Below are 22,555 nucleotides of genomic sequence, written 5' to 3'. Positions count from 1 at the left end.
TTTTCGGTGCGCCTTCGGCTTTTGACGCCAGACTTCGGTGCGTGAGCCGCCACTCGCTTGTGCGATGCTGGCACTGATTTAACATAAGAAATATTATCAGTCTTTTATCGTTCTATTTCAAATACTTAGATTACTTGCTCATTCGCGGTCTCCGGCATCAACGCCCGTTGATCGTCCCCTCGATCGCCGCCAGACCCTTCATCAACGCCTCGAATTTCGGCGGCGCGGCCATGAACATCTCCGACATCGCGCCATAGTCCCGCTCAAGCTTCTCCCAAGTCGCGCCATCGGGCGACAGGCGCAGCGTTCCAACCACGGCGGTGTCATAGGAGGCCGACCTGTCCGCGAACATCAGGCTCTTGTTGTGCACGACCTGCTCGAGCAGATCGATCCGCCCCATCGCCTCGTTCGTGATGCCCGCCTGGTCGAGCATCAGCACGTCATAATAATGGCGCGACATGCCCTCGCGCAGCTTGCCGTTATGATGGAGCGCATGAAGGATCGTGACCTTTTCCCAGAAGGTCCGCGCAACGGCCAGCGTCGGCACCTCGGTCACCGGATCCGGCAGTTCCTCGGGAAAGTCTTCGGCCAGATAGGGCAAGATCGGTCGAAGCGCGAACGGTTCCGTGTCGCCGCGGGCGCCAAATTCCAGCTTGATGCGCGGCTTGATGTAACCGCTTTCATCCGCGCCGCCGTAATTCTCGCCATAGGCGAGCCCGTAACCCGAGGTGCGCGGATAGACGAAGAGCAGCGTCTGCTGGTCCTTGTCGTCGGGATCGAGCGCCAGGCTCCAGCCCTCGGCCGTGCCGAGAGCGACTTCGATTTCGCGCGCCAGGATCGGCATGGCGACCGTGGCGACATAAGCCTGTGCCGCCGCCTTGAGCGCCTTGGTCCGGCGCTCGCGCTCCTTGCCGGTAATGTCGCTGTCCATCGGCGAGGCGACTTCGCTGAGCAGCGGCGCCGCGCGGCTGATGGTGAGGTCGATATCTTCGGAGAAGCGCGCGATGATCCCATAGGCTTTCGACAGCGAGGTCCCGCCCTTGAAGGTCATGTGACCGGCGAGGTCGGGACACATGACGAGGCGGCGTAGCGTCCAGCAGACCCAGAAATCCTTCTCGATGATGATCGGCGTCAGATCCCGCCGCGCCGCCGCTTCATCGATAAAGGCGCGCCGATCCTCGGCTGGTCTGCGTGCGAACTCATCCATTGCGGGCGGCGCCGATCTTTAAGACGACGTCGCCCATCCATCCGGGCATCTCGGCCCTGGCCTGGGCGAGCATCCGCATGTCGCGATCATCGAGGCGGGCGGCGAAGTGCCGGATCTTGTCGCTATCGATATTGTCCTTCCCCAGATGCGCGAGCGCCTGCACGACCGCGTTGACCGAGTCCGGCGCATTGTCGAGCACCGGTGCGCGGCTGTGCTTGAGCGTCAGGCTGCGCCCGCCCGCTTGCCTGACCCGGGTGCGGCCGGTCGTGGCATAGCTGGCCCGGGCGGGAACCTGGGTCGATAGCCCGAGCCTGTTCGCCGCCGCCGCGCCCGACGGTGCGAGCTTGTCCCCGCTCTGCGTCGAGAGGGCCTTGGCGACATTGGCGGGATCGGGACTGAGCGCACCGAGCTTGTCATGCTGGCGCGGATAGTCATAAAGACCCCGGCCGATGCGCCGGATGTCGCCGGCGGTCACGAGGCGCGACAGCGCCATGTCGACCGACCCACGCGTCCCGAAGTCGACGAAGCTCTTGGGCGTGAACACCCAGCCGCGGCCCTTGCCGCGCACGCGCTTCATGATCCGATCGGCTACCGCAGACACTGGCTGTGCTCCTATCTGTTAGATAATAGCACGCTTTTTTCTAACAAGCTAGAAGCGCGTATCAGCGCCTAAATTCGCTATTTTCCAAGATATTTTGGCATCGCATCCAGATAGGATGCCAAGGCCACACAGGCAAGGTAGGCAAGCCGCCCGCGGGAGCGCCGGCCATCATCGTTCCCGATCCCGGTGAGGCGGTGGCCGCCCCTCGTCCGCACCTGTGGGCGGCGAAACGCCCTCCGGCTCGTTTCGGCGCTCCTGCGGCGGCCGTTCGGATTGCAGTATCTCCCGTGCGCGCGCGAGCCGCCGCGACACCGCCGGCGGCATCGCCGCCAGAAAGCCGGCGATTTCCTGCCCCAAGGCCCGATCTTCCGGTTTTCCGGTGGCGGCGAGCGCGACGGCGGCCTCGGCATAGGCGCCGCGGATCTGCTTCTGGCGCGCCAGCGCCATGACATCTTCCGGCCGGCGCTCCTGGTCGGCCGCACGCACGAAGCTTTGCGCCCGCAGTTCGTTGAGCTGCGCGAGATTGAGCCTGCGCCCCTCGGCCCCAAGCCGGGCATCGAGATGGAGCGCGGCTGACCGCACGCGCTTCTGGACATGACCGCGCGCCCGCCGGGGTGTCGCTTCCGCCGCGACACCGCGCGCGCGCAGCTCATGCGCGAAGGTCTCACGCATATGATGGAGATCCGCCTTGCGCGGATTGAAGCGGGTTCCGTCCGCCCCTTCGGTCGCCACCGTCAGATGGACGTGGGGATGATCGGTGTCGGTATGGAGCGCCAGCATATAGGCATGGTTCCCCTCGAACAGGATTCGCGCGAATGCCTGCGCCGCATCATGGAGCGTCTCGGCGTCGGTCGATCCCCCGGGCATCGACAGCACCAGCGACATCGACGTCGGCCGTTCCCGGCCATGTTCGTTCATGGCCTCGTCGAGCATCGCCCAGTCCTGAGCGATCGCCTTGAGCCGATCCGGCTCGGTGATAATCTCGCCCTCGCTCGATCGGACGGCGAGCTTCCCGTGGCGCGCCACATAGCCGAAATGCTCGGCGACATGATGAGCGCCATATTGCTTGCCGGAGACCTTCACCATCACCTCGGGCGCCTTGCGCACGATCCGCTCGAGCTTGGCGCGCGCCTCGGCCTGGCCCATCGACATCGGCCGGGCGGCCCCGCCCCCGCTTCCGCCCGGTTTGATCCGAACATAGGCGCCGCGCAGGGTCCGCTTGCCGCCTGCCGGCGGCCGCCAGGCCTCCATCAGGCTGGGAAGCGGGAGAACCCCCTCCTCCTCACGCATCGGCCATGTCCCAGTAGCGAAGATCGCCCTTGAGCGCGGCCCCGAGACCGGCGAGCGCATCGACGATCTCGGACCTAAAGCTTGCGACCCTGGCCGCTTCCCGCGCGACGTCGAGGCCGGATTCGACCATCACCGAGGCGTTGAGCGCGCGGGTCGCCTGGTTGAGGTTGATCCCGATCCGATTGAGCTCGCGCCACGCCTGCGCGACGGCCGCCCGCTCCTCGCGCGGCAAGGGCGCGTTTGCGCGCAAGCGCCGCGCCAGCAACGTGGTGATCCAGTCGGTACGCTTCATCCCCAGCACATCCGCCGCGCGGTCGAGCGCGGCGATCTCTTCCGGGATCAGCCGAACCTCGACCCGGCAGGTTGCGCGCTGGCGGGCGCGCGGCGCCTGATGCCCCTCCCCCGCCTCCATGGCCAAGGCGTCACCGATCAAGCGGCGCAGCAGCGCCGAGCGGCCGCCCGATACCGCCGCGAGCGCGGCGAAACGCTGGGCGACATCATCGTCGAGCCGAAAGGTGAGGACGGGCATGTCCCCAACGCTATTGTCATACATCCCCGGCGCCAAGCCTATCCGGCCCTCACCTTTACTCAACTCATCTTATAGTCTGCTTGGGCAGACTATTGTTCTTCGGCCAGCAAACCCCTCTCGAACATCGATCGTCCGCAGCAAGGGGCGGCGCCTTCGGCGCCGCCCCCGCCCATCGACACGAAAAGGGCCGCACCCCGAAGGGTACGGCCCAAACCATCGTGCAAGATAAACTACGAACGCGGAGGAGGCGGGTCAGTTGTTGGCAAGGCCTCGCTTCTCTCGCCGGTCGGACCGATCGACGAGGCAGCGACTTCACGCTCGCGGCCATCCTCGAAAATCACCGTGACCAAAGGCGCCAGCGGGAGCCACGCAGGGAAGCCGTCGACCAAGACCGGTAGTCTAGGAGATCGGATCGGCGCGGAGGGTTTGTCCGTGAGGCCCGATCGAACCGGATCGCGGTCGGTGGGGGCCAATGGCTGTGCCACAGGCGCCCGCGGAGGGACCGGCGCCGGGTGCGTCTGCTTGAGTTCGGCGATGAAGCGCGATCCTGCGGCGAGCGTTGCGCCGGCGTCGCCCCAGCTGGCGACATATGCCTCGACCTCGGCAGGGTAGTCCCTCGCCGTCCGGTGCAGATCATAGAGAAGGCGAATAGGCGCAAACGGCAGGGCCGCCTTGAGATAGGCCGGCATGTCGCCATAGGCGGCATAGAGCGAGACGAACTGCTTGGATCGGCCGAGTGCCGCCGCGATCTCGACCTGGTTCATCCCGCCCTTCAGCATCCGGGCGATCGCATGGGCGAGCTCGACCGACGACAGATTGGCGCGCTGGTCGTTCTCGACGATCTGGTCGGCCAGCAGTTGCACCCCCTCGCCGACCGGCACGACGATCGCGGGGATCGTGGCAAGGCCCGCCAGCTGCGATGCGCGGAAGCGGCGCTCGCCCAGACTTATCCGGTGCATGCCCTTCGCGTCGGGCGGCGTGACCGTGATCGGCTGCAGCACGCCGCGCGACGCGATCGAGGCGGCCAGCTCGGCGAGCGCGTCATCGTCGAAGCTGCGCCGGGGATTGCCGGGGTCGGGCAGGATGCGCGCAAGTTCGATATCCTCGACCCGGCGCGCCCGTTCATGGTCGCCGACAAGAAGTCCGAACTCCTCGATGCGCTCGTCGAACTTGCCCATCAGGCGGCCACGACCTCCTGGCTTGTCATGCGCCGCTCGATCTCGGCGAGCACCGCGCGGATCTCCTCGGCCGCCGCCTTGGCGCCGCTGCCGTTCTCCTGCCATACCGGACGATGATTTTCCGCGGCATGCTTGTAGGTCGGCCGCGCCTTGATGAAGGCCGGGAACATGAGCTTCTCGCCGACCGCATGCGCGAGCTTCACCGCATTCTCCATCTCGCGCCGGTCGAACGGATTGACCATCGAGGGGAGGAGCCCGAGGAAAGCGATCTTGCGGCCGGCGCGCGCGGCCTCGGCCTTGCGCAACGCGGTCAGCAGCATCTTGGCGCATTCGACCGAATCCTCGGCAACCTGCACCGGGGCGATCACGGCATCGGCGACCGCCATCGCGCTCAACGTGAGCTCGTCCCACTTGGGACCGGTGTCGATGACGCAATAGTCGAAATGCGGGCGGAGCGCCGGGAAGCGCCCGATGAAGTCGCGCACATCCTGCGCCGCCTTGACCATCTGCAGGCGGGGATCGGCGCCGAGCACGGTCAGCCCGGCCTGCCCGTCGGCGCTGAGCGCAGCGGCAGGATCGAACAGGTCGGCGGAAAACCCGCCCTGCCGCTCGCCGCCCAGGCGCCGCGTCGAGCTGCCCTGGGGATCGAGATCGACGAAGGCGACGCGGCGCTCAGGCGGTTCGGCGAGATACCAGGCGAGATGGGTGGCGAGGAAGGTCTTGCCGACCCCGCCCTTGAGCAGGCTGACCACGATCGTCTTCATGACCGCGGCACCTCAGCAATAGTCGTCCGGACCATCGCGCAGGTTGCGCTCATAATGATCGCGCGAGGACCAGTCGCCGCCACCGCCAATGCCGGGACCGACATAGCGGAACAGATAGACGGTGAGGGCGAAGCAGCCGAACGCGAAGAGAAACGCGTGATCGGGATGCGCGGCGAAATATGCGGCCATGATAGGTCTCCTTGGAGCCGGTGAAGGGCAAAGCGAACGGCGCCACTGGCGCCGGCCACGCGCAATCGCGCGGCATCTCGGACCCGCGCCCTCCCCTCCCACATTTGCGGACGCGGCGTCCGTTGCCCGCATAGTCTGCTCAAGCAGACTTGGGCGGGCCATCCCCCCGGTCGGGGGGATGGCTGCGCCGGATCAATATTCGTCGGCCAGCAGGATGGTGAGCACGCGCGTCGTGACCTCGGGGTTCGCGGCATCCGCCGAGCCATAGGCGAGCTCGAGGTCATAATAGTCGATCTTCCAGTAGAGGATCGCATCCTCGAACTCGAAGCGGCCGAAATCATGCTCGCCGATCGGATCGTTGTCGGGCGTGAAGCTGTCATAGTCGCGCACGATCCGGATAATCTCCGCGCGTCGGCGAAAGCCGCGGAACAGGGCGACCTCGCCGATCAGCGCCGCAACGCCGGCGGTCATCACGATCTGGTTGCGGCCCGGGCTATGGATGGACCGGCGAAGCGCGTCATTGAGTTCGGCGACGCGGGCGATCCGCTCGGCCTGGCTCATCGCATTCGGGGAGGATTGGGACATGAGAACGCTCCTGATCTGTCCAGCCCCGCCCGCCGGGGCCTTCCGACAGGCGTGCCAAGGGCCGGCGGCAGAGCGCGGCCGAGCACCCGCAGGGTCGCAACGGCAGTGGAGAAGCGCGCGGAGCGGGCTTGCACGGGCGCGCGCGCCGGCCAGGCGAGCCGACAGGAGGAAGGTCTTGGCGGGCGGGATCGCGAAGAGATGATCGCGGTGTCCCGATCCTCTGGCTCCGCGGAGAGCCCGGCGCTATCCTCCGCTCATTATGACGAGCAGCGCCACTCTCTTCCGCCTTGCCCCGGCCTGGACCGCGTCACTCCAGGCGATGCGGCTGCGCCAGATCCTCGTCCGATCGCAATGCCGCCGCTGCGGCGGGTTGATGCGCGAGGATGTCGATGCCCTGATCGGGCTCCATGGAGCAGGCGCCAGCCTCATCGACCGGCAGGCCCGATGCCGCATGGTCGGCTGCGACGGCGCGGCCTATTATCTCGCGGCGCGCGGCCATGACCGTCCCTGGCACATATTGCTGCACGATGAGCACCTGCGCGCAGGCCTGGCCAACTGCCCTCCAGCGCGCGGCGCGACCGGCCGGGCCATCGTTTGCGCGCAGGGTTGAGAAGTGCGAGCAGCCACGGCAGGGATCGTCACCCGAATGGGCTGAGACTTGGCACAAGGCTCAGGGCGAAGCCTAGAGCCCGGTCCGGCCGCGCCGGAGCCGCCATTCTCAGGGCATAGATGCAGAGAAATCCGACTTTCAGACGGCAACCGCCCGTCGCAGATTGCCAAGTGCAGAACACAATTTCTGCGATACCTTACGGAGCTGCTGAAGCCTCTCCGCCGCCTCGTTCTCTTCGATCACGAGCGTCGAACGATCAGCCTGCCGTGCCCGGATCGCGATCACACGAAAGATGGCGGCCCATCGACTGGTCCGTTCGACTGTCAGCTTCGCCTGGCCATGGGCGAGCATCGTGCGCAGCCCTTCCTGGTGCCGAAATTCCGCCAGCAGGCTCGCGACACCCTTTCCCTCCACGGAAAAGGGGCCGCCCTCATTGACGAGTGCAGCAAGGTCATCGAGCCGTTGCCCGACCAAATGCCGCAGCTTCACCGACTGTCCTCGTCCCGGCTGAGCGCTCAGATGCAGCAAAGTCTCGGTAACGGCCACCTCCACCGAGGCGAAGCATTGCAGACAGGCACCGCGCCAGGCGTTCACCTCCTGGGTGATACGCGCCCACAGGGCATCATCGCGGGCATTCGCTATCTCAGCCTCAATCGTCATTATCACAGCATAGTCGCGGCATCTGAACAATCGGTTCTCGTCGTCGGCGCAAGCCGCGAGCGAAGCGAGGGGAATAACCGGGAGCCGAGCGGCTCCCGGACGAGCCGTCAGGCAAAGGGATCGAATTCGGTGACGATGGCGACGCTGCCGTCGGCGTCTTCGGCGGTGATGACACCATAATGCTGCCCGATCGCGATGACGAAGGTGACCACCATGAGGCTGCGCGAGAGGCTGAAGGCATGGCGGCGTGCGATTGCGATGTCGGTGAACATGTCGAGGCTCCTTTGCGCGCCGGCGGGTTCGTCCCGCTCGACAGGCGCCCGATGTGTCCGGCCGGTGGCCGCGATCACTTTTTCGGCTGTAGGCCCAAAAAGCCGTAGCGAAGCGACCGGACCCCTTGCGGGTTGATCGCAAAAGGTCACCGGGTGGACCAAGGATCGCGCCGATTGAGAGCGGGCGAACCCGCCGGCCAGGAGGCCAGGTCCCCGCCGATGTCGCGCCCCACCCCTTGCCCTGCCTGCCGCTCCATCCAACGGGGTCCGGATGACAGGCCGCCGCTTGTCGGTTAGCCCCGCCGGATGCTGTTCCCGCTCCTGCTTGCCGCCGCCGTGGTCCCCAATGGTCAGACCTTCGCCTGCACACCGACGCGCGTCTGGGATGGCGATGGCCCGATCTGGTGCCGCGAGGGCGCCCATGTGCGGCTCGCCGGCATTGCCGCGCGCGAGATCGACAACAGCTGCCGCCCCGGCCAGCCCTGTCCGAGAGCAAGTGGCCCGGCCGCCCGCGATGCGTTGGTGCGCTTGCTTGGCGGACCGCGCGGCCAGACATCCACCGGGCATATCCGCGTGGCTGGCTCCACCATGCGCTGCGTCTCGACCGGCGAGGCCAAGGGCAACCGGACCGGCGCCTGGTGCAGCGCGCCCGGCATCGGCGATCTCAGCTGCGCGATGATCGCTACCGGCACCGTGCTGCGCTGGGAACGCTATGCCAAGGGGCGATGCCGATCCCGCTGATCCGCTTGGGACCATGCCGCGCCTGAACAGGATAAGAGGCCCGGCGGCGATGCCGCCGGGCCGCCCTGTCCGACCTCAGAACGGGATTTCATCGTCCTCGGGCTCGTTGCCGCCGCCGCTATTCTCGTTCGACTTGGCGCGGGTGAGGAAGGTAACCTCGTCGGCGATGATCTCGACGCCGTAGCGTTCGATATTCTCGCTGTCGGTCCAGCGGGTGTAGTGGATACGGCCCCGGACCATGACCTTCATGCCCTTGTCGACATATTGCTCGACCGTCTTGCCGACGCCGTTGAAGCAGGTGATCCGGTGCCATTCGGTGTCCTCGAGGCGGCGATTGTTGTCGTCGCGCAGGATCTTGCCGTTGCTGTCGCGCTTCGGGCGCGAGGTGGCGAGGCTGAAATGGGTGATGCGGGTGCCGCCCTGGGTGGTGCGGGTTTCCGGCATGCCACCGACATTGCCGGCGAGGATGACGAGGTTCTGCATGGCTTGGGTTCCTTCGATGTGGGTCCAAGGGACCGTCCCTTCGACTGATCCCCGGCCAAGGCGGACAGGACGGCCCATCCACCGGCAGCGCAGCGCCGGGGAACCCCGAGACAAGGGGTGGTGCGGGCAGCCGTGGCACACGGCAACTCGGCCCGATGGCTCGCGGGTTGGATGCGGCGGACGGCCGGCTTAGGGATCAGATGAGGAGAAGGACGGTGCGTCGCTTGGGCCATGACCGGAGCCCACCCAGCGAAACCGCCGATATTGCCGGCTTTGCCGAGCACGCCGGTCCGGCATCTCGCGGACCTTACGCCCGTGCCTTATCTGCCCGTCCCTTGAGCCGCAGGACGGGATTGTAGATCCTTCGCATGGCCACTCGCGGGCTCGACACGACGTCCGTTGCACGATCACGCGGAGGGGGAAGAGGAGGTACGCAAGGTGGCGGCGCCTGGCGTGGCTGGCCTCAGGCAGGCCGCCACGGCATCGAGGAGCTGCCCGGTCTCGCAAAGCACGGCGCCGATGTCGCAGGCATAGCCACCTGCCACCAGCGCGTCGATCCGATGCACGGCATAGGCCGGGCCGAGGCTCTTGATGAAATCGGCCAGCGGACGACCGGGCGCCGGCAGGCCTAGCTGCCGCGCCTCGTCGAGGGCGCGGACAAGGTCATGACGGATATCGCGGGCCAGCGCATCGTCCGTCCAGCCATGACCCAAAAGATGCGCCTTCAAACCCAGTTCGCAGGAGATCGCGAGCAAGTGCAGTGCCGGCGCAAGCGCAATAGGCGCGCCAATCTGCGCGCCGCGATGAAATTCGCGCGCACGATCAAGAAACACGGCTGCAAGCACCGGATCGCCGGGCGCCGCCAATCTTTCGATCGCGCGCCAGCGGCGCGGCGTCAGCTGGCGGAGCCAGGAGGGACCGGCCTGGTTGCGCAAATGCCGTAAGTAAGCGCCATCGGCTTCGTCCACATCGCTGCCCGTTGACCATAACGACAGCAGCTTCGCCTTCCAGTGGCGGCCATGCGCGGCGCGGAAGGCAAGGAGCGCGCACGCACTGGCGCGATCGGGCATGAACATGATGCGGAACCTCCGAAAGGGAACAAGGGACGCATCCACCCCGCCCCCTCCCCTCCGGCACCGGCATTCGTGAGATTGAGAAAAGCCGGCCGCCGAAGCGGCCGGCACGGCGGTCAGCCGCGGGATAAAGCCGCCGGCGGCGTTCCGAGCGGTCCGCGGCGATCGACGACATGGATGCCGCGCGCCTTGGCCTCGATCACCAGCCTTTCGGTGACGCCGTTGCCCTGGAAGGCGATGACGTAGCGCGGCTTGACCGAGAGCATCTGCTCGTTGCGCCGGAAGCCGGCACGATCGCCAAGCTTGCGATCAAGGCCGAACCGCAGCTGCTGGATGCCGTTCTGCTCGGCCCAGGATGCTGCAAGACGCTCGATGCCCTTCATGTCGCCGCCATGGACGAGATACATGTCGCCCACACGCTCGCGCACGGCCTTGAGGGTCCGCAGCAGATTGTCGGCAAACTGCTTGGCCTCGTCGTCGCTGGCGAAGCGAAGGCGCCCGCCGGCGAAGACCACGGGCGTGCCATGGACCATATTGGCATCGCGCACCCGCTCGCGCCGCGCCTGCAAATAGGCCCGGCCATCGACGATCGCAGCGGTCGTGCCGAGCGAGATGCGGTTGCCGGTCGCGGGCACCCAGGAGCGGCCGGTCTCGTGCAGATAGTGGCGCGCCGCGGTGTCGCGCATCCCCTCATAGGCCTGGGCGGACTGCTCGACCTTGCGGGCGAGATCGATCTTGTCCTCGAGATCGGCGGTCGCGATCTCCGACCCGTCCTGCTCGGCGAGCAGGAGCCGGATCTCGTCGGTCAGGCGGTCGATCAGCTGATGCTTCTTGGCGGCCGCGCGGTGGAAGAGATTGACGAAGCCCCAGCCCAGATCCTCGATGTCGCGTTCGAGCGCGGTGAAGGGGAAGAGCGCGAAGAGATCGCTCCAGATGGCGCTGACGGTCTGTTCGAGCGCCTCGGCCGGTGGCGGCGCTTCCATCGTGCGTTGGTCGCCCGTCAGGTCGAGATGGCCGAGTTCGAGTGCTTGGAGCACTGCTGAAAGGGAGCTGGTCATGAGGGATTGCCTTTCCGTGTCGCAGGGCCGGCGGCCTTCCCGCCGGATGCGCACCCTCCGGGCCATCGAAAAAGCGGCGGCGGCACCGCCGGGCAACGCCCAAGGGGAACCCGATAAGGTCCGGGTGGTGCGGGCCGGCGCGCCTCGGCGCGCCAACACGGCCGGAGCGTTCGGGTTGCCGCCGCCAGCGCGATGGCCCATGTGCCGCATCCTCTGGCGAAAGGCGCGAAGGCCCTGTCGCGTCAGGCATTCATGGCGCAGAGGACCTTAAGAAGGGCACCCGCAACCCGATCTCCCGATGCGCACAGGACGGCATGAAAGCGCGTCGCATCGCAAGCGCCGGGCCGTCAGGCCGTCGACCGTGAGGCCAGATCTTGTGCCGCGTCGCGCTTGGCGGCTGCCGCCTTGCGTTCCGAATAGCGGTCCACGAGTTGATCGGCATGGCGACGTGTCAGCACCGTGAAGCGCACCAGCTCCTCCATGACGTCGACGATCCGGTCATAATAGCTTGAGGCACTGAGACGGCCGTCCTCGTCGAACTCCTTGAACGCCATAGCAATGCTCGACTGGTTGGGGATGGTGAACATGCGCATCCACCGCCCGAGCAGCCGCAACGTGTTGACTGCGTTGAACGACTGCGATCCGCCCGAAACCTGCATGACGGCCAGGGTCCGGCCCTGGGTCGGACGCATGCCGCCGAATTCGAGCGGCAAATGGTCGATCTGCGCTTTCATGATGCCGGTGATCTGGCCGTGCCGTTCGGGGCTGCACCAGACCATGCCTTCGGACCAGAGCGCATGCTCGCGAAGCTCATGCACCGCCGGGTGATCATCGTCCTTGATCTGGTCGGGGAGCGGGAGATCGGCCGGATCGAAGATCCGCACTTCGGCGCCGAAGAGGATGAGCAGCCGGGCCGCTTCCTCGACCGCGAAGCGACTGAACGACCGCTCGCGCAGCGAGCCGTAGAGGAGGAGGATGCGAGGTTTCGGCTCAAGCGCGCCGAGCCCGGCGGCGAGATCGGGCCGGATCATTGCACGGTCCAGCGCGGGCATGTGATCGGGTTCGGGAAGGATACGAAGACGCGACATCAGGCAATCCATTTGTACAAAAGGGCGGCGCTCGCCGGGCATAGCGATCGGAACTCGGCCGATTGCGCGATGACGGCAGGAACGTCGGTCCGTTCGGCTGTTTCATAGCCGTGACGGCGAAAGAAAGGCTCGGCGGTCGTGGTGAGCAGGTACAGGCTAGTCGCGCCCTCATCAGCTGCAGCGCGTTCGACTGCCGTGAGAATGGCACCGCCCAATCCGCATCCGCGCCGATCGGCCTTCACGACCAGCGAGCGCAGCAGGCGGTCGGAGCCGTCGCCTTCGATCCCGCCATAGCCGACAATGCCCGCATCATCCTCGAACCGAAAGAAGCGGCGTCCCGCCTCGGCGAGATCACTGGCAGGCAGACCCGCCGCGCTCAGCTCCGCCATCAGGTCGGAAAGCGACCTGGGATCCAGCAGTGTAGCGATCATGCAGGAACGCGTTGCTCGTACCAGGGCCGCGTCTTCTTCACGATGCTGACGACAGACAGCATTACCGGCACCTCGACCAGCACGCCCACCACGGTCGCGAGCGCGGCCCCGGAATTGAGGCCGAACAGGCTGATCGCGGCTGCAACCGCGAGCTCGAAGAAATTGGACGCGCCGATCAGCGCGGCCGGAGCGGCGACGCACCAGGCCACGCCGAAGCGCCGACTGAGCCAATAGGCCAGGCCCGCATTGAAGTAGACCTGGATGAGGATGGGAATGGCAATCAGTGCGATGACCAGCGGATGAGCCAGGATCGCCGGGCCCTGGAAGCCGAACAAGAGGACGAGCGTCGTCAGCAGCGCAACCAGCGACACCGGCCCAAGCGTTGCCAGCAGCCGATCCAGCGCCGGCTGCCCGCCTGACGATAGCAACGCCCGACGAATGATCTGCGCGACGATGACGGGCACGACGATATAGAGCAGGACCGAGATGAGCAGCGTGTCCCAGGGCACTGTGATCGAGGCGACGCCCAGCAGCAGTCCGACCAGCGGTGCGAAGGCGAAGACCATGATCACGTCGTTGAGCGCCACCTGGCTCAGCGTATAGGTCGGCTCGCCGTCGCATAGGTTCGACCAGACGAACACCATCGCCGTGCAGGGGGCGGCGGCGAGCAGGATGAGCCCGGCGATATAGGCGTTGATCTCGCCCTGCGGCAGCAGCGGCCGGAAGAGCCATCCCAGGAACAGCGTGCCGAGCAGCGCCATTGAAAAGGGCTTCACCGCCCAGTTGATGAAGAGGGTGACGCCGACGCCCTTCCAGTGTTGGCGAACCGACCCCAACGCGCCGAGGTCGATCTTGAGCAGCATGGGGACGATCATCAGCCAGATCAGCACAGCCACGACCAGGTTCACGCGCGCGATCTCGGCCGATGCGATGGCTGCGAACAGATTCGGCAGCGAATAGCCGAGCGCGATGCCGACAGCGATGCAGAGCGCCACCCAGACGCTCAAATAGCGTTCGAAGCTGTTGATCGCCGGCTTGGGTTGTGCCGCAACGGTCGCGTTCACGCCCCGATCCTCTTGCCGGCGGCGTCGATGACCTGCTCGCCATCTTCCTTGGTGAAAGCCCCGCGCTGGGCGGACGGGAGAAGATCGAGCACCTCTTCCGATGGACGGCAGAGTTTCACGCCGAGCGGCGACACAACGATTGGCCGGTTGATGAGGATCGGATGCTCGATCATCGCATCAATGAGCTGGTCATCGCTGAACGTCGGATCGGCAAGACCCAGCTCGGCGAAGGGCGTGCCCTTCTCGCGGAGCAACTGGCGTGCGCTGATGCCCATGCGGGCGATGAGCGAAACCAGGCGCGGGCGGTTGGGCGGCGTCTTGAGATATTCGATCACATGCGGCTCGATCCCGGCGTTGCGGATCATCGCCAGCGTGTTGCGCGACGTCCCACACTCGGGATTGTGATAGATGACGATATCGATTGCGGCATTGCTCATGCACCAGGCACCTTTTCGCTTGGGAGGTCGGCGCGGCCCTGTTCCTTGCCGATCCGGTTCAGCCGGTTCTGTAGACTCATCTTGTCGAGGCCTTCGAACGGCAGGTTGGTGAACAGCGAGATGCGATTGAACAGCATCCTGTATGTATCGAAGAAGGCCGCGTGCTGCACCGTTTCGCTGTCCTCGATAGCGGCCGGATCGGGCACCCCCCCAATTGGCGGTCAGCGGCTGCCCCGGCCAAACCGGGCAAAGCTCGTTGGCGGCATTGTCGCAGACCGTAAACACGAAATCCAAGGACGGCGCATCGGGGCCGGAAAACTCTTCCCAACTCTTCGAGCGGAACCGGCTTGCGTCGTAGTTCAGCTTCTCCAAGAGATGAATGGTGAACGGATGGACCTCGCCCTTGGGCTGGCTTCCGGCGCTGAACGATTTGAAACGGCCTAGCCCTTCACGGCTGAGGATCGCCTCGGCCATGATGGAACGGGCGGAATTGCCCGTGCAAAGAAACAGCACGTTCAACAGGCGATCAGTCATGTTGATGTCCTTTCAGGCAGCACGACAGGCAAGCAGTTCATCCGCAAGTGGATGGCAGAGCTCGGCCCGGCCACCACAGCAGTCCTTGACGAGGAACAGCATCACGGAGCGGAGCGCATCGAGATCGGCGCGGTAGTTGATGATCCGGCTGCGCCGCTCGGATGTGACCAGGCCGGCACGCGCCAGGGTCGCCAAATGCACCGACATCGTGTTCTGCGGGACATCCAGCGCCTTGGCGACCTCGCCGGCAGGAAGGCCTTCGGGTTCGTGACGCACCAGAAGGCGGAAGGCGTCGAGGCGCGTGGCTTGGGCAAGCGCGCCCAACGCGACGATGACAGATTCGTTATCCATATATCCACGATAGCGGATATATGGATATGGTGCAATCGGCGACATGGCGAGATCAAGCAGCCGCCTGCTCGTCCAGATCATCCTCGCAAGCGAGATCGGTTGCCCGCAGCAGAAACCCGGCGGCTTCCTCCGCTCGCGCAGCCGCCGTCAGCAATGCGCGATTATCCTTGCGCAAAATGGCGAGCCAGGAGCCGATATAAGCCGCGTGATCGTCGAGATGGGTGGTTGGGAGACCCACATCGGCGCCAACCAGCGCTGCTGTCAGTTCGGCGACCAACTCCTCGAACGCATATGCCTGATCGCCGAAGCGCTTCCCGAACGATCGGGCAAGCCGGGCTGGATGGCCTGTCCAGTGGCCGGCCTCATGCGCGATGGTGGCTGCCCAGGCGGCGCGCGTGTCGAATTGCTCGATCGGCGGCATGGTGATGACGTCCTGGCGCAGATCGTAATAAGCACGATCGCCGCCACATCGCAGCCGCGCGGGCAGCCGGTCGACGAAGCGCTCCGCCCGCGGACCGAGCCGGTCGCCCGGCGGGACGAGGGAGAGGGCTTCGGGATAGAAATCGCCCGGGAGTGCGTCGATCTGGTCGGCATTGAAGACCGCATAGGACCGCATGACCCGGCGCTGCTCATCGACGAGCTCACCCGGACGTTCGTAGGAATCGACCTTCTTCGAATAGGCCTTGTAGAAGATCGCAAATTGCGACTGCTCACCGGCGCGGACGTGGCCGCCGAGGCTTTGTGCTTGCCGATAGGTCATCCAGTAGCGCGACCGATAGCCACACTGCTCGGCAGCCAGCCATAGCCAAAAGGTGTTCATGCCACGATAGGGCTCGCCATTGGCCCGCAGAGGGCGCCCTTGCGCGGCGCATGATCGCCAGGGCCTTACCCAGGGACGCACACCGGCCTCGAGCCGGTCGATGATGGCGCGCGTGATGGTCTCGGCCGGCGAGGGCCGGCCCGATGATTGGGTCATGGTGGATACTCCGCGAAAGAGCGGCTGTCTCAGCGCCGCCGATGAAGGGCGGCGGGCGACACGAAAGCGCCGCCCGCCGTTAGGCGTTGGCCTCAGGCGGCCTGTTCGAGGTCGCCAGCATCGCCATCGGGGGCGATCTCCCCTGATCCGCCGTCGCTGTCGTCTTCATCGCTGAGGAAAGCGGAATAGCTCCGGAAGCTTTCGGGCTTTTCGATCGCGCCGAACCGCATCTCGTCCGGCAGCCAGGAGAGCGCCTTTTCCCGGACTTCGGCCTCAACGATGCCCTGCCCCGAACAGAGCGCAGCGCAGGCATTGGCAAGGTCACCCTTCTTGGCGTCCTTGTATCGGCCGCGCAGCACCGGCCCGCCGATCTCGTCGAGCGCTTCGAGCATGACGTCCTTCTTCACCCGCCCGAAAAAGTTCTGGGCATCGGGCCGCCACCATTGCGCGACATCAATGTCGAGCAGCCGTCCGAGATGATCGTGGAAGCCGTTGCGGCGCCCGCCATCGTCGACGTTGAGTGTCGGCTCGAGCGTCTGCGCCAGGACATGGGCGAGCCAATCGGCGCGCGCCTGTTCATCCAGTTGCCGGAAGGCATCGAAGCGGGACGACAGCGTGTTCCCGCCTGCCCAGCTCACATCGAGCGCCTGGCGCTGTTCGGTCAGGACATTGCTCGCCGCGCTGCCTTCATCGCGGAAGCTGACGATCGGGAAGCTCGCGGCGGCCGCCTGCAGCGTCGAGTGGTCCCGGACATAGCTGCTGGCGAACACCGTCCGGTGCGCCATCAGGAATATCGTGAGATCGAGCGCGAACCCGGCATCCGAGGCGACATGGGCCGCCAGGATCTGCCGGCGCTGGGTCGCGAGTTCGTCAACCAGCGTCGCGCTGAGCCGGGAGGCCGCGACCTTGCCGGACGGTGCTTCGGGTTCTGCATCCTCGCCCGCCTGCCGGATGGCGCGCTCGCTGAACATGCGGCTGTGCACCCGCGGACTGCCATCGGGCGCCAGATAGATGAAGGTGCCCAGCTGGTCCTTGATCGCATCATCGACCATCGTGCGCGACGCCTCGATCGTATCGAGTTCCCGCTCGATGTCGGCGAGACGCGCCGAAGCCGCCTCGGCCTCGGGCGTGCCGTCCTCGAGTTCGGTCTCAAGTTCGCGGATGAGCGCGTCGCCCTCATCCGAGAGACTATCGACGCGCTCCTGCTCGTCCCCGCTCAATTCGCGCAGCGGCGGATGATATTCGTGGAGCTGGCACTCCGTATCATAGGGCACATGCGTCGCGAGAACCGGCGTCACGAACGCCAGCTTCTGTTCGGCAGCGAGCGCTTCCGCGGCCGCTTCAAGCTTCTGGGCGGCCAGCTGCTCGATGAGCTCCACGTCGATCCAGCTCTCATCCACATCTTCACCGAACAGGTCGCGCTCGATCCGGCCGCCCGCGCCGACATAGGCCTCGCGGCCGACGAACCGTGCCTTGGCGTCGGTCGCCTTGACCGTTCCGTTGAGGAGCGCACGGCGGATATTGTCGGGATTGTCGCCATAATAGGACCGGCTCATGCTCTCGAACACGCGCGCCTGGCGATCGACGTCGGGCGTGACGGCATAAGCCTGGGCGACCCCCAGCGTGATCTCGCCCGCCGCCAGCGCCGCGAATACGAGAGGAGCCAGTTCGGCAAGCCGTACCCGCTGCTCAACGAAGCGGGTCGTGACGCCGAAACGTTTCGCCACATCCTCGGCACTCGCGCCCTTGTCGAGGAAGTGCTTGAAAGCCGAGCACTCATCCGCCGGGTTCATCGCGACGCGGTGGAAATTCTCGGCAAGGCTCGCTTCGGCCGATCCGGCATCATCCTCGAGCACCAGCACCTGAACCTCATGGTCCCCGGCAAGCCGACCTGAATCGATCAGCCGCTGGAGCGCCCGCAAGCGGCGGCCACCCGCCTTGACGGTGAAATGTCCTGCCTTCTTGAGCGGCGTGACCACGAGATTCTGCAACAGGCCATGCGCGGCGATATTGTCGGCGAGGCTGTCGAGGTCGGCATCGCGATTGGATTTGCGGACATTGTCCTTCGAGAGCGAGAGGTTCTTGACCTTCACGGACTGGATCATCGGTTGTCTCCTTCGAGGGTTGCGCCGACCTCGTCGGCCGGCTTGAGCCACTCAGGCCCACCCGGCCGAAGGCCCCCTCCCCTCTCTTCGGTCGCTTGGCGCGGCCGCGGGTCAGTCCGTGATCCTGGCGAGGATCTCGAGGGCGCGGCTCGGGGGAACGAACAGCCGCGTGCGGTGCTGGATGATCTCGGTGAAGCAGCCCGCCGCCTTGAGATGCGGCAGCGCCTCGGGCTTCCAGTCCAGCAATTCGAGGCGTTGATCGCCGGCGACCAAGGCGCGCTTCAGCCGCAGCGCTCCGATCGGCATGATCTCGCCCGAGGTGCGGACGTGCTCGACCCGCGCGCCGAGGTCGATCTCGACATGGGCCGCGATGCCGAATGCGCTGGCAATCCGCTCAACCAGCGGCGCCGGAATAAGACGCCCGAGAAGCGACTGGCCGTCATCGCTCGTCAGCCGCCAGACCTGGACATGATCGTCGGGCAGCTTGCCCCACACCGGAAGCAGCAGGCCAGTGACCAGATAGATGATCTGCGTGCGCGTCTGCGCCGCCATTGCGTCGCATTCGGCCTGCCAGGCTTCGTCGAAGCTCGCCCGGTCCACGTCGGTCCAATGGGTTTCGGCGAAGAGGTCCTGCCGGTGCCGTTCGGTGCGCGTCGGCCGCACCAGCTCATAGCGGCGCACGGTCCGCCCCTCTTCGTCCGTCAGCGAGAAGGTCGGCCGGCAAATGGCGGCCTTGCCGGAACGCGGGTTGATCAACCCGCGCGCTTCCGGGTCGGCCAGAAGCCAATGCGCTCGCTCCAGGGTCAGCGGCCGATATCGCTCCTCGGTTTCGATACGCAGGATCTCGGTTTCGGCGCCGCTCACGGGATCGCGCCGGATCACCGTCCGGTCGAGGATCGAAATACGGTCGGCCGCGATCGTTTCGACGCCAAGATCGAGGGTGCCGGCCTCGCGTGCCTTTTCCACCCGTGCTTCGATCAAGCCGAGATATTCGTCGAAGATCGCGTTCTGCAGGTCGATGCGCAGCGCCAGGATGCGGTTCAACCACCGCTGGATCGTGGGCAAGGTCTCGGTGAGCCCCCCACCCTCCCCGGCCAGGTTCAAACCGGTGAGCGCCTGGAACTGATCGAAGTGGACCGATTGGAGTTTTGCCTGGAACAGCAGGCGAAACCACTGGTCGAGCGATTCCCGCGCGAAGTCGGACTCCAGATTGTCGCGGGGGTCGAAAAGTCCCTGCCCGCCGGTCTGGCGTTGGCCACGGGTCAGCGCGCCCAGGCTGTCGAGGCGCCGGGCGATGGTCGAGATGAACCGCCGTTCGCCACGGCAATCGGTGGAAACGGGCCGAAACAAGGGCGGGCAGGCTTGGTGGGTGCGGTGCGTGCGGCCCAGCCCCTGGATCGCCGCGTCCGCGCGCCAACCGGGCTCGAGGAGATAGTGAATGCGGCGGCTCTGATTGGGCGCGTCGAGGCTGGCGTGGTAACTCCGCCCCGTGCCGCCGGCGTCGGAGAAGATCAGGATGCGCTTTTCGCCGCGCATGAAGATGTCGGTCTCCGCGAGGTTCGTGCGCGCGCTGCGCCGTTCGATCCGCTGACGGCCGTCGGCATCGACGACGATCCGCCGGCTGCGGCCCGTCACCTCGGCCACAGCCTCCGTCCCGAAATGCCCGATTATGTGATCGAGCGCCGAGCCGACGACCGGCAGCGCACAGAGTTGCTCGAGGAGCTGGTCGCGCATGGCCATCGCTTCCCGGCACAGCACGGGCTGCCCGGCCTCGTCGATCATCGGTTCCGAGCGCACCGTGCCGCTATCGTCGGTATAGGTGCGCATCTGGCGCACGGGAAAGGCCGCGGTCAGATAATCGACCAGGAATTCGCGCGGGGACAGCTCGATATCGAGCCAGGCGCGCTCCTCGGGGGACAGGTCGGCAAGGGCACGATCGAGCATCGCTTCCGAGGTCGACACGAGCTGGACGACGGCGCAGTCGCCGCGCGCGAGATCGGCGGCGATCGCCGGGATCAGCGAGGGCAGCTTCATCGACAGCAGGATCTGGCCGAAGAAGCGTTGCTTGGTCGATTCGAAGATCGACAATGCCGCGGCCTTCGCGCCGCTATTATAGGTGGCACCGCTGAAGCCGTCGGTGACGCGCGTGGCGGCGAGCGCGGCCTGCAGATTGTTGTGAATGATCGCCCAGGCATCGGCATAGGCATTGTAGACGGCGATCTGTTCTTCGCTGAGCCGATGCTCGAGGATGTCATATTCGACGCCGGCGAAGCTGAGCGCCCGCGCGGCATAGAGGCCCTGCGCTTTGAGGTCGCGGGCGATCAACTCCATCGCCGCGATGCCGCCTCGGCGCAGGGATTCCACGAAGGCCCGCCGGTCGGCGAAGGCCGTCTGCGGTCCCCACAATCCGAGGCGTGTCGCATAGGCAAGATTGTTGACATCCGAGGCGCCCGTCGCCGAGGCGTAGAGAATCCGGGCGCGCGGAGCGAGATTTTGCAGGCGGACGCCGGCAATGCCCTGCTCGGACCCTTTCGTGGCGCCGAACCGGCCCTCGCCGCCGGCCACCCCGGCCATTTCATGCGCCTCGTCGAAAACGATGACGCCGCTGAAATCCTCACCCATCCATTCGATCAGCTGGCGCAGCCGCGTGCCCCTGTCGCCGCGGTTGGAGCGCAGGGTGGCATAGGTCAGGAAGAGGATCCCATCGCCCAGCGCGATCGGGGTGCCGAGCTTCCACTGGTTGAGATGCTGGATGTCGAGCGGCAAGCCGCCAAGCGCCGACCAGTCCCGGCGAGCGTCTTCGACCAGCGTCTCGCTCTTGGATATCCAGAGGTGGCGGCGGTTGCCACGCAACCACTGGTCGAGGATGACGCCTGCCACCTGCCGCCCCTTGCCGGCGCCCGTGCCATCGCCAAGGAAAAAGCCGGTCCGATAGGCGTTACCGGCCTCTGCCGGCGACAGCGAAAGACCCTCCTCGCTGGATATGAACCGCCCGGGAAGATCGCGCTCGAACGCCGCGCCAGCGTAGATCAGCGTTTCGAGCTGCGCGTCCGAGAGCAGGCCGTCGTCCAGGATCCTGGCCGGCAGCACGGGTTCATAAGCGACCGGGGGTGCGGCAATCGATCCCATTGCCTGCGATTCGACCAGCGCGCTTGGGTGCTCACGAGCATCGGCAATCAGCAGACGGCTCGGCCGATAGGGCAGGTAAATCCCTTGCGGTTCGCCCGCGGGTGCGGGCGCGTCGAGACGGTGATAGGCGACCGCGCGGGTCGTGGGCAGGGTCACCGCCGCACGCGAGCAGACGGGGCGGGTCCGCCGCGTGAGGCCCCGGAACAATCCGCTGGGGCGGGAGATCGGCTGCGGCTGCGGCGCGCATGGGGTCGCCATCGCATCGATGGCCGCAAGCGCAGCGCCGAGCGTCGTGCAGGTCTGGCGCGGGACCGAGCCCCCTGCCCCGTCCTTTTCGAGGAGTATGAGCTGGACTGCCTGGCCGGTGCCGTGCTTGGCATAGGCATCGGGCGGCAGGTCGAGATGCAGCCGGGCATGCGCGCCCGCAGTGGCGTGCAGCCAATCCGCGTCCTCCGTCTCGATGCGGTCGGGGAGAATAACGGCGCAGCGCCCGCCTGGAGCAAGCCGCAACAGCGCGGAGCGCAAATGGCGAAGCGCGGCATGGCGATCGCGCGCGCGCCCCTGGCTTCGCGAGAAGGGCGGATTGAGGAGCACGACGCTCGGCACCAGTTGCGGATCGAGCATATCGTCGATCAGTTCGCCATCATGCGTGCTCAGCCTGCCTTCGGGAAAGGCGTGACGCAGCAAACGCGTGCGCCAGGCATCGATATCATTGAGAAGGAGGCGCGCGCCGGCGAGATGGGCGTGTACGGCCAGGAGGCCGGTCCCGGCCGAGGGCTCGAGCACGATATCGTGTGCCGTGATCGCGGCTGCCTTGGCGGCAAGGAAGCCGATCGGCGCCGGTGTCGAGAATTGCTGGAACGCGATCTGCGTTTCGCTACGCACGCTTTGCGTGGGAAGCGCCGCCGTCATAGCGATCAGCTGGGCGAGCCGCGCATTCGCATCTGCCGGGAGCGTCGCGTTCTTCAGATGGAGGACCTGCGCGAGTTCGAGCACATCGTAGGCGTCGCGCAATGACCACAGGCCATCGGCGCTCGAGCCACCGAAAGCGGAGGTCATTTCGGCAAGGAGGTCGTTACGTGCAACCGGACATCCTTCGGACAGCCGGTCGGCTATGCCTTGAGCAGCGGTACGGGCGGGATCATCGAGCGGCAGCGTGAGCGCGAGGGGGTGTGTGGCCATGGGGCATCTCCAGGTCTG

At 66.1% G+C, this 22,555-nt stretch carries 23 protein-coding genes and 1 pseudogene; 2 read left to right on the top strand and 22 right to left on the bottom strand.

What is annotated here, in order from left to right; genetic code table 11:
* Positions 1-157: 157 nt before the first annotated feature.
* From ASE00_RS21910 to ASE00_RS21880, 8 genes are all read right to left on the bottom strand, one after another.
* The gene (locus tag ASE00_RS21910) at positions 158-1,207 is read right to left on the bottom strand and encodes a nucleotidyl transferase AbiEii/AbiGii toxin family protein (protein ID WP_007688041.1); all 1,050 of its coding nucleotides are present in this window, start codon (positions 1,205-1,207) and stop codon (positions 158-160) included.
* The gene (locus ASE00_RS21905) at positions 1,200-1,808 is read right to left on the bottom strand and encodes a DUF6088 family protein (protein WP_007688042.1); all 609 of its coding nucleotides are present in this window, start codon (positions 1,806-1,808) and stop codon (positions 1,200-1,202) included. Before ASE00_RS21905 ends, ASE00_RS21910 begins: the two co-directional genes overlap by 8 nt.
* A gap of 168 nt (positions 1,809-1,976) precedes the next feature.
* Positions 1,977-3,098 (bottom strand): relaxase/mobilization nuclease domain-containing protein, encoded by a 1,122-nt coding sequence (locus ASE00_RS21900; protein WP_007688043.1) that lies wholly within the window; start codon positions 3,096-3,098, stop codon positions 1,977-1,979.
* Entirely contained in the window at positions 3,091-3,627 is a 537-nt protein-coding gene (locus tag ASE00_RS21895) for a plasmid mobilization protein (RefSeq protein ID WP_031295761.1), read from the bottom strand. Before ASE00_RS21895 ends, ASE00_RS21900 begins: the two co-directional genes overlap by 8 nt.
* A 230-nt stretch (positions 3,628-3,857) precedes the next feature.
* Positions 3,858-4,805: a ParB/RepB/Spo0J family partition protein gene (locus ASE00_RS21890; protein ID WP_013849901.1), complete on the bottom strand. Its 948-nt coding sequence runs from the start codon at positions 4,803-4,805 to the stop codon at positions 3,858-3,860.
* Positions 4,805-5,569: a ParA family protein gene (locus tag ASE00_RS21885; RefSeq protein WP_013849900.1), complete on the bottom strand. Its 765-nt coding sequence runs from the start codon at positions 5,567-5,569 to the stop codon at positions 4,805-4,807. The genes ASE00_RS21890 and ASE00_RS21885 overlap by 1 nt, the downstream gene beginning before the upstream one ends.
* 12 nt (positions 5,570-5,581) lie before the next feature.
* A complete protein-coding gene (locus ASE00_RS23930; RefSeq protein ID WP_013039042.1) occupies positions 5,582-5,758 on the bottom strand; it encodes a hypothetical protein in 177 nt (58 codons plus the stop codon).
* A 192-nt stretch (positions 5,759-5,950) separates the two neighbouring features.
* Positions 5,951-6,343, bottom strand: a complete 393-nt coding sequence (locus tag ASE00_RS21880) for a DUF3768 domain-containing protein (protein ID WP_013849899.1) — start codon at positions 6,341-6,343, stop codon at positions 5,951-5,953.
* Positions 6,344-6,602: 259 nt separating this feature from the next.
* Here ASE00_RS21880 and ASE00_RS23925 point away from each other — a divergent pair, with 259 nt between their 5' ends.
* Positions 6,603-6,953 carry a hypothetical protein gene (locus tag ASE00_RS23925; RefSeq protein WP_030091328.1) on the top strand — a complete coding sequence of 117 codons (351 nt, stop codon included), beginning with the start codon at positions 6,603-6,605 and terminating at the stop codon, positions 6,951-6,953.
* Positions 6,954-7,091: 138 nt separating this feature from the next.
* Here the strand turns inward: ASE00_RS23925 and ASE00_RS21870 are convergent, their stop codons facing one another.
* Both ASE00_RS21870 and ASE00_RS21865 read right to left on the bottom strand, forming a co-directional pair.
* Positions 7,092-7,613, bottom strand: coding sequence for a hypothetical protein (locus tag ASE00_RS21870; protein ID WP_013849897.1), 522 nt, complete (start codon positions 7,611-7,613; stop codon positions 7,092-7,094).
* Between the two features lie 107 nt (positions 7,614-7,720).
* Entirely contained in the window at positions 7,721-7,885 is a 165-nt protein-coding gene (locus tag ASE00_RS21865; RefSeq protein WP_013849896.1) for a hypothetical protein, read from the bottom strand.
* Between the two features lie 306 nt (positions 7,886-8,191).
* On the opposite strand from ASE00_RS21865, the gene ASE00_RS21860 reads away from it, so the two are divergent.
* On the top strand, positions 8,192-8,626 hold the full coding sequence (locus ASE00_RS21860; RefSeq protein WP_013849895.1) for a thermonuclease family protein: 435 nt from the start codon (positions 8,192-8,194) through the stop codon (positions 8,624-8,626).
* Between the two features lie 75 nt (positions 8,627-8,701).
* Here the strand turns inward: ASE00_RS21860 and ASE00_RS21855 are convergent, their stop codons facing one another.
* From ASE00_RS21855 to ASE00_RS21800, 12 genes and pseudogenes are all read right to left on the bottom strand, one after another.
* Entirely contained in the window at positions 8,702-9,109 is a 408-nt protein-coding gene (locus ASE00_RS21855; RefSeq protein ID WP_013849894.1) for a single-stranded DNA-binding protein, read from the bottom strand.
* A 407-nt stretch (positions 9,110-9,516) separates the two neighbouring features.
* Positions 9,517-10,185 carry a hypothetical protein gene (locus tag ASE00_RS21850; protein WP_056383889.1) on the bottom strand — a complete coding sequence of 223 codons (669 nt, stop codon included), beginning with the start codon at positions 10,183-10,185 and terminating at the stop codon, positions 9,517-9,519.
* A gap of 113 nt (positions 10,186-10,298) precedes the next feature.
* Positions 10,299-11,240 (bottom strand): DUF2493 domain-containing protein, encoded by a 942-nt coding sequence (locus tag ASE00_RS21845; RefSeq protein ID WP_056383887.1) that lies wholly within the window; start codon positions 11,238-11,240, stop codon positions 10,299-10,301.
* Positions 11,241-11,587: 347 nt separating this feature from the next.
* Positions 11,588-12,328 (bottom strand): arsenical resistance protein ArsH, encoded by a 741-nt coding sequence (arsH, locus tag ASE00_RS21840; RefSeq protein ID WP_056383962.1) that lies wholly within the window; start codon positions 12,326-12,328, stop codon positions 11,588-11,590.
* Complete coding sequence (gene arsN2 / locus ASE00_RS21835) at positions 12,328-12,759, bottom strand: arsenic resistance N-acetyltransferase ArsN2 (RefSeq protein WP_056383886.1); 432 nt, start codon at positions 12,757-12,759, stop codon at positions 12,328-12,330. The genes arsH and arsN2 overlap by 1 nt, the downstream gene beginning before the upstream one ends.
* Positions 12,756-13,823, bottom strand: coding sequence for an ACR3 family arsenite efflux transporter (gene arsB / locus ASE00_RS21830; protein WP_056383883.1), 1,068 nt, complete (start codon positions 13,821-13,823; stop codon positions 12,756-12,758). The genes arsN2 and arsB overlap by 4 nt, the downstream gene beginning before the upstream one ends.
* Positions 13,820-14,260, bottom strand: a complete 441-nt coding sequence (gene arsC, locus ASE00_RS21825) for an arsenate reductase (glutaredoxin) (RefSeq protein WP_056383881.1) — start codon at positions 14,258-14,260, stop codon at positions 13,820-13,822. Before arsC ends, arsB begins: the two co-directional genes overlap by 4 nt.
* Positions 14,257-14,794: pseudogene (locus ASE00_RS21820) on the bottom strand (arsenate reductase ArsC). The gene arsC and the pseudogene ASE00_RS21820 overlap by 4 nt, the downstream one beginning before the upstream one ends.
* A 12-nt stretch (positions 14,795-14,806) precedes the next feature.
* Positions 14,807-15,145, bottom strand: coding sequence for an ArsR/SmtB family transcription factor (locus tag ASE00_RS21815; RefSeq protein ID WP_013849891.1), 339 nt, complete (start codon positions 15,143-15,145; stop codon positions 14,807-14,809).
* A gap of 52 nt (positions 15,146-15,197) precedes the next feature.
* Entirely contained in the window at positions 15,198-16,121 is a 924-nt protein-coding gene (locus ASE00_RS21810) for an ArdC family protein (protein ID WP_056383878.1), read from the bottom strand.
* 92 nt (positions 16,122-16,213) lie between these two features.
* A complete protein-coding gene (locus tag ASE00_RS21805) occupies positions 16,214-18,226 on the bottom strand; it encodes a ParB/RepB/Spo0J family partition protein (protein WP_056383876.1) in 2,013 nt (670 codons plus the stop codon).
* A gap of 111 nt (positions 18,227-18,337) precedes the next feature.
* On the bottom strand, positions 18,338-22,537 hold the full coding sequence (locus ASE00_RS21800) for a strawberry notch-like NTP hydrolase domain-containing protein (RefSeq protein WP_013041753.1): 4,200 nt from the start codon (positions 22,535-22,537) through the stop codon (positions 18,338-18,340).
* Positions 22,538-22,555: the final 18 nt, after the last annotated feature.

It is taken from the genome of Sphingomonas sp. Root710 (assembly GCF_001429065.1).
Classification (GTDB): domain Bacteria; phylum Pseudomonadota; class Alphaproteobacteria; order Sphingomonadales; family Sphingomonadaceae; genus Rhizorhabdus.
This window is presented reverse-complemented; position numbering and strand designations above follow the sequence as displayed.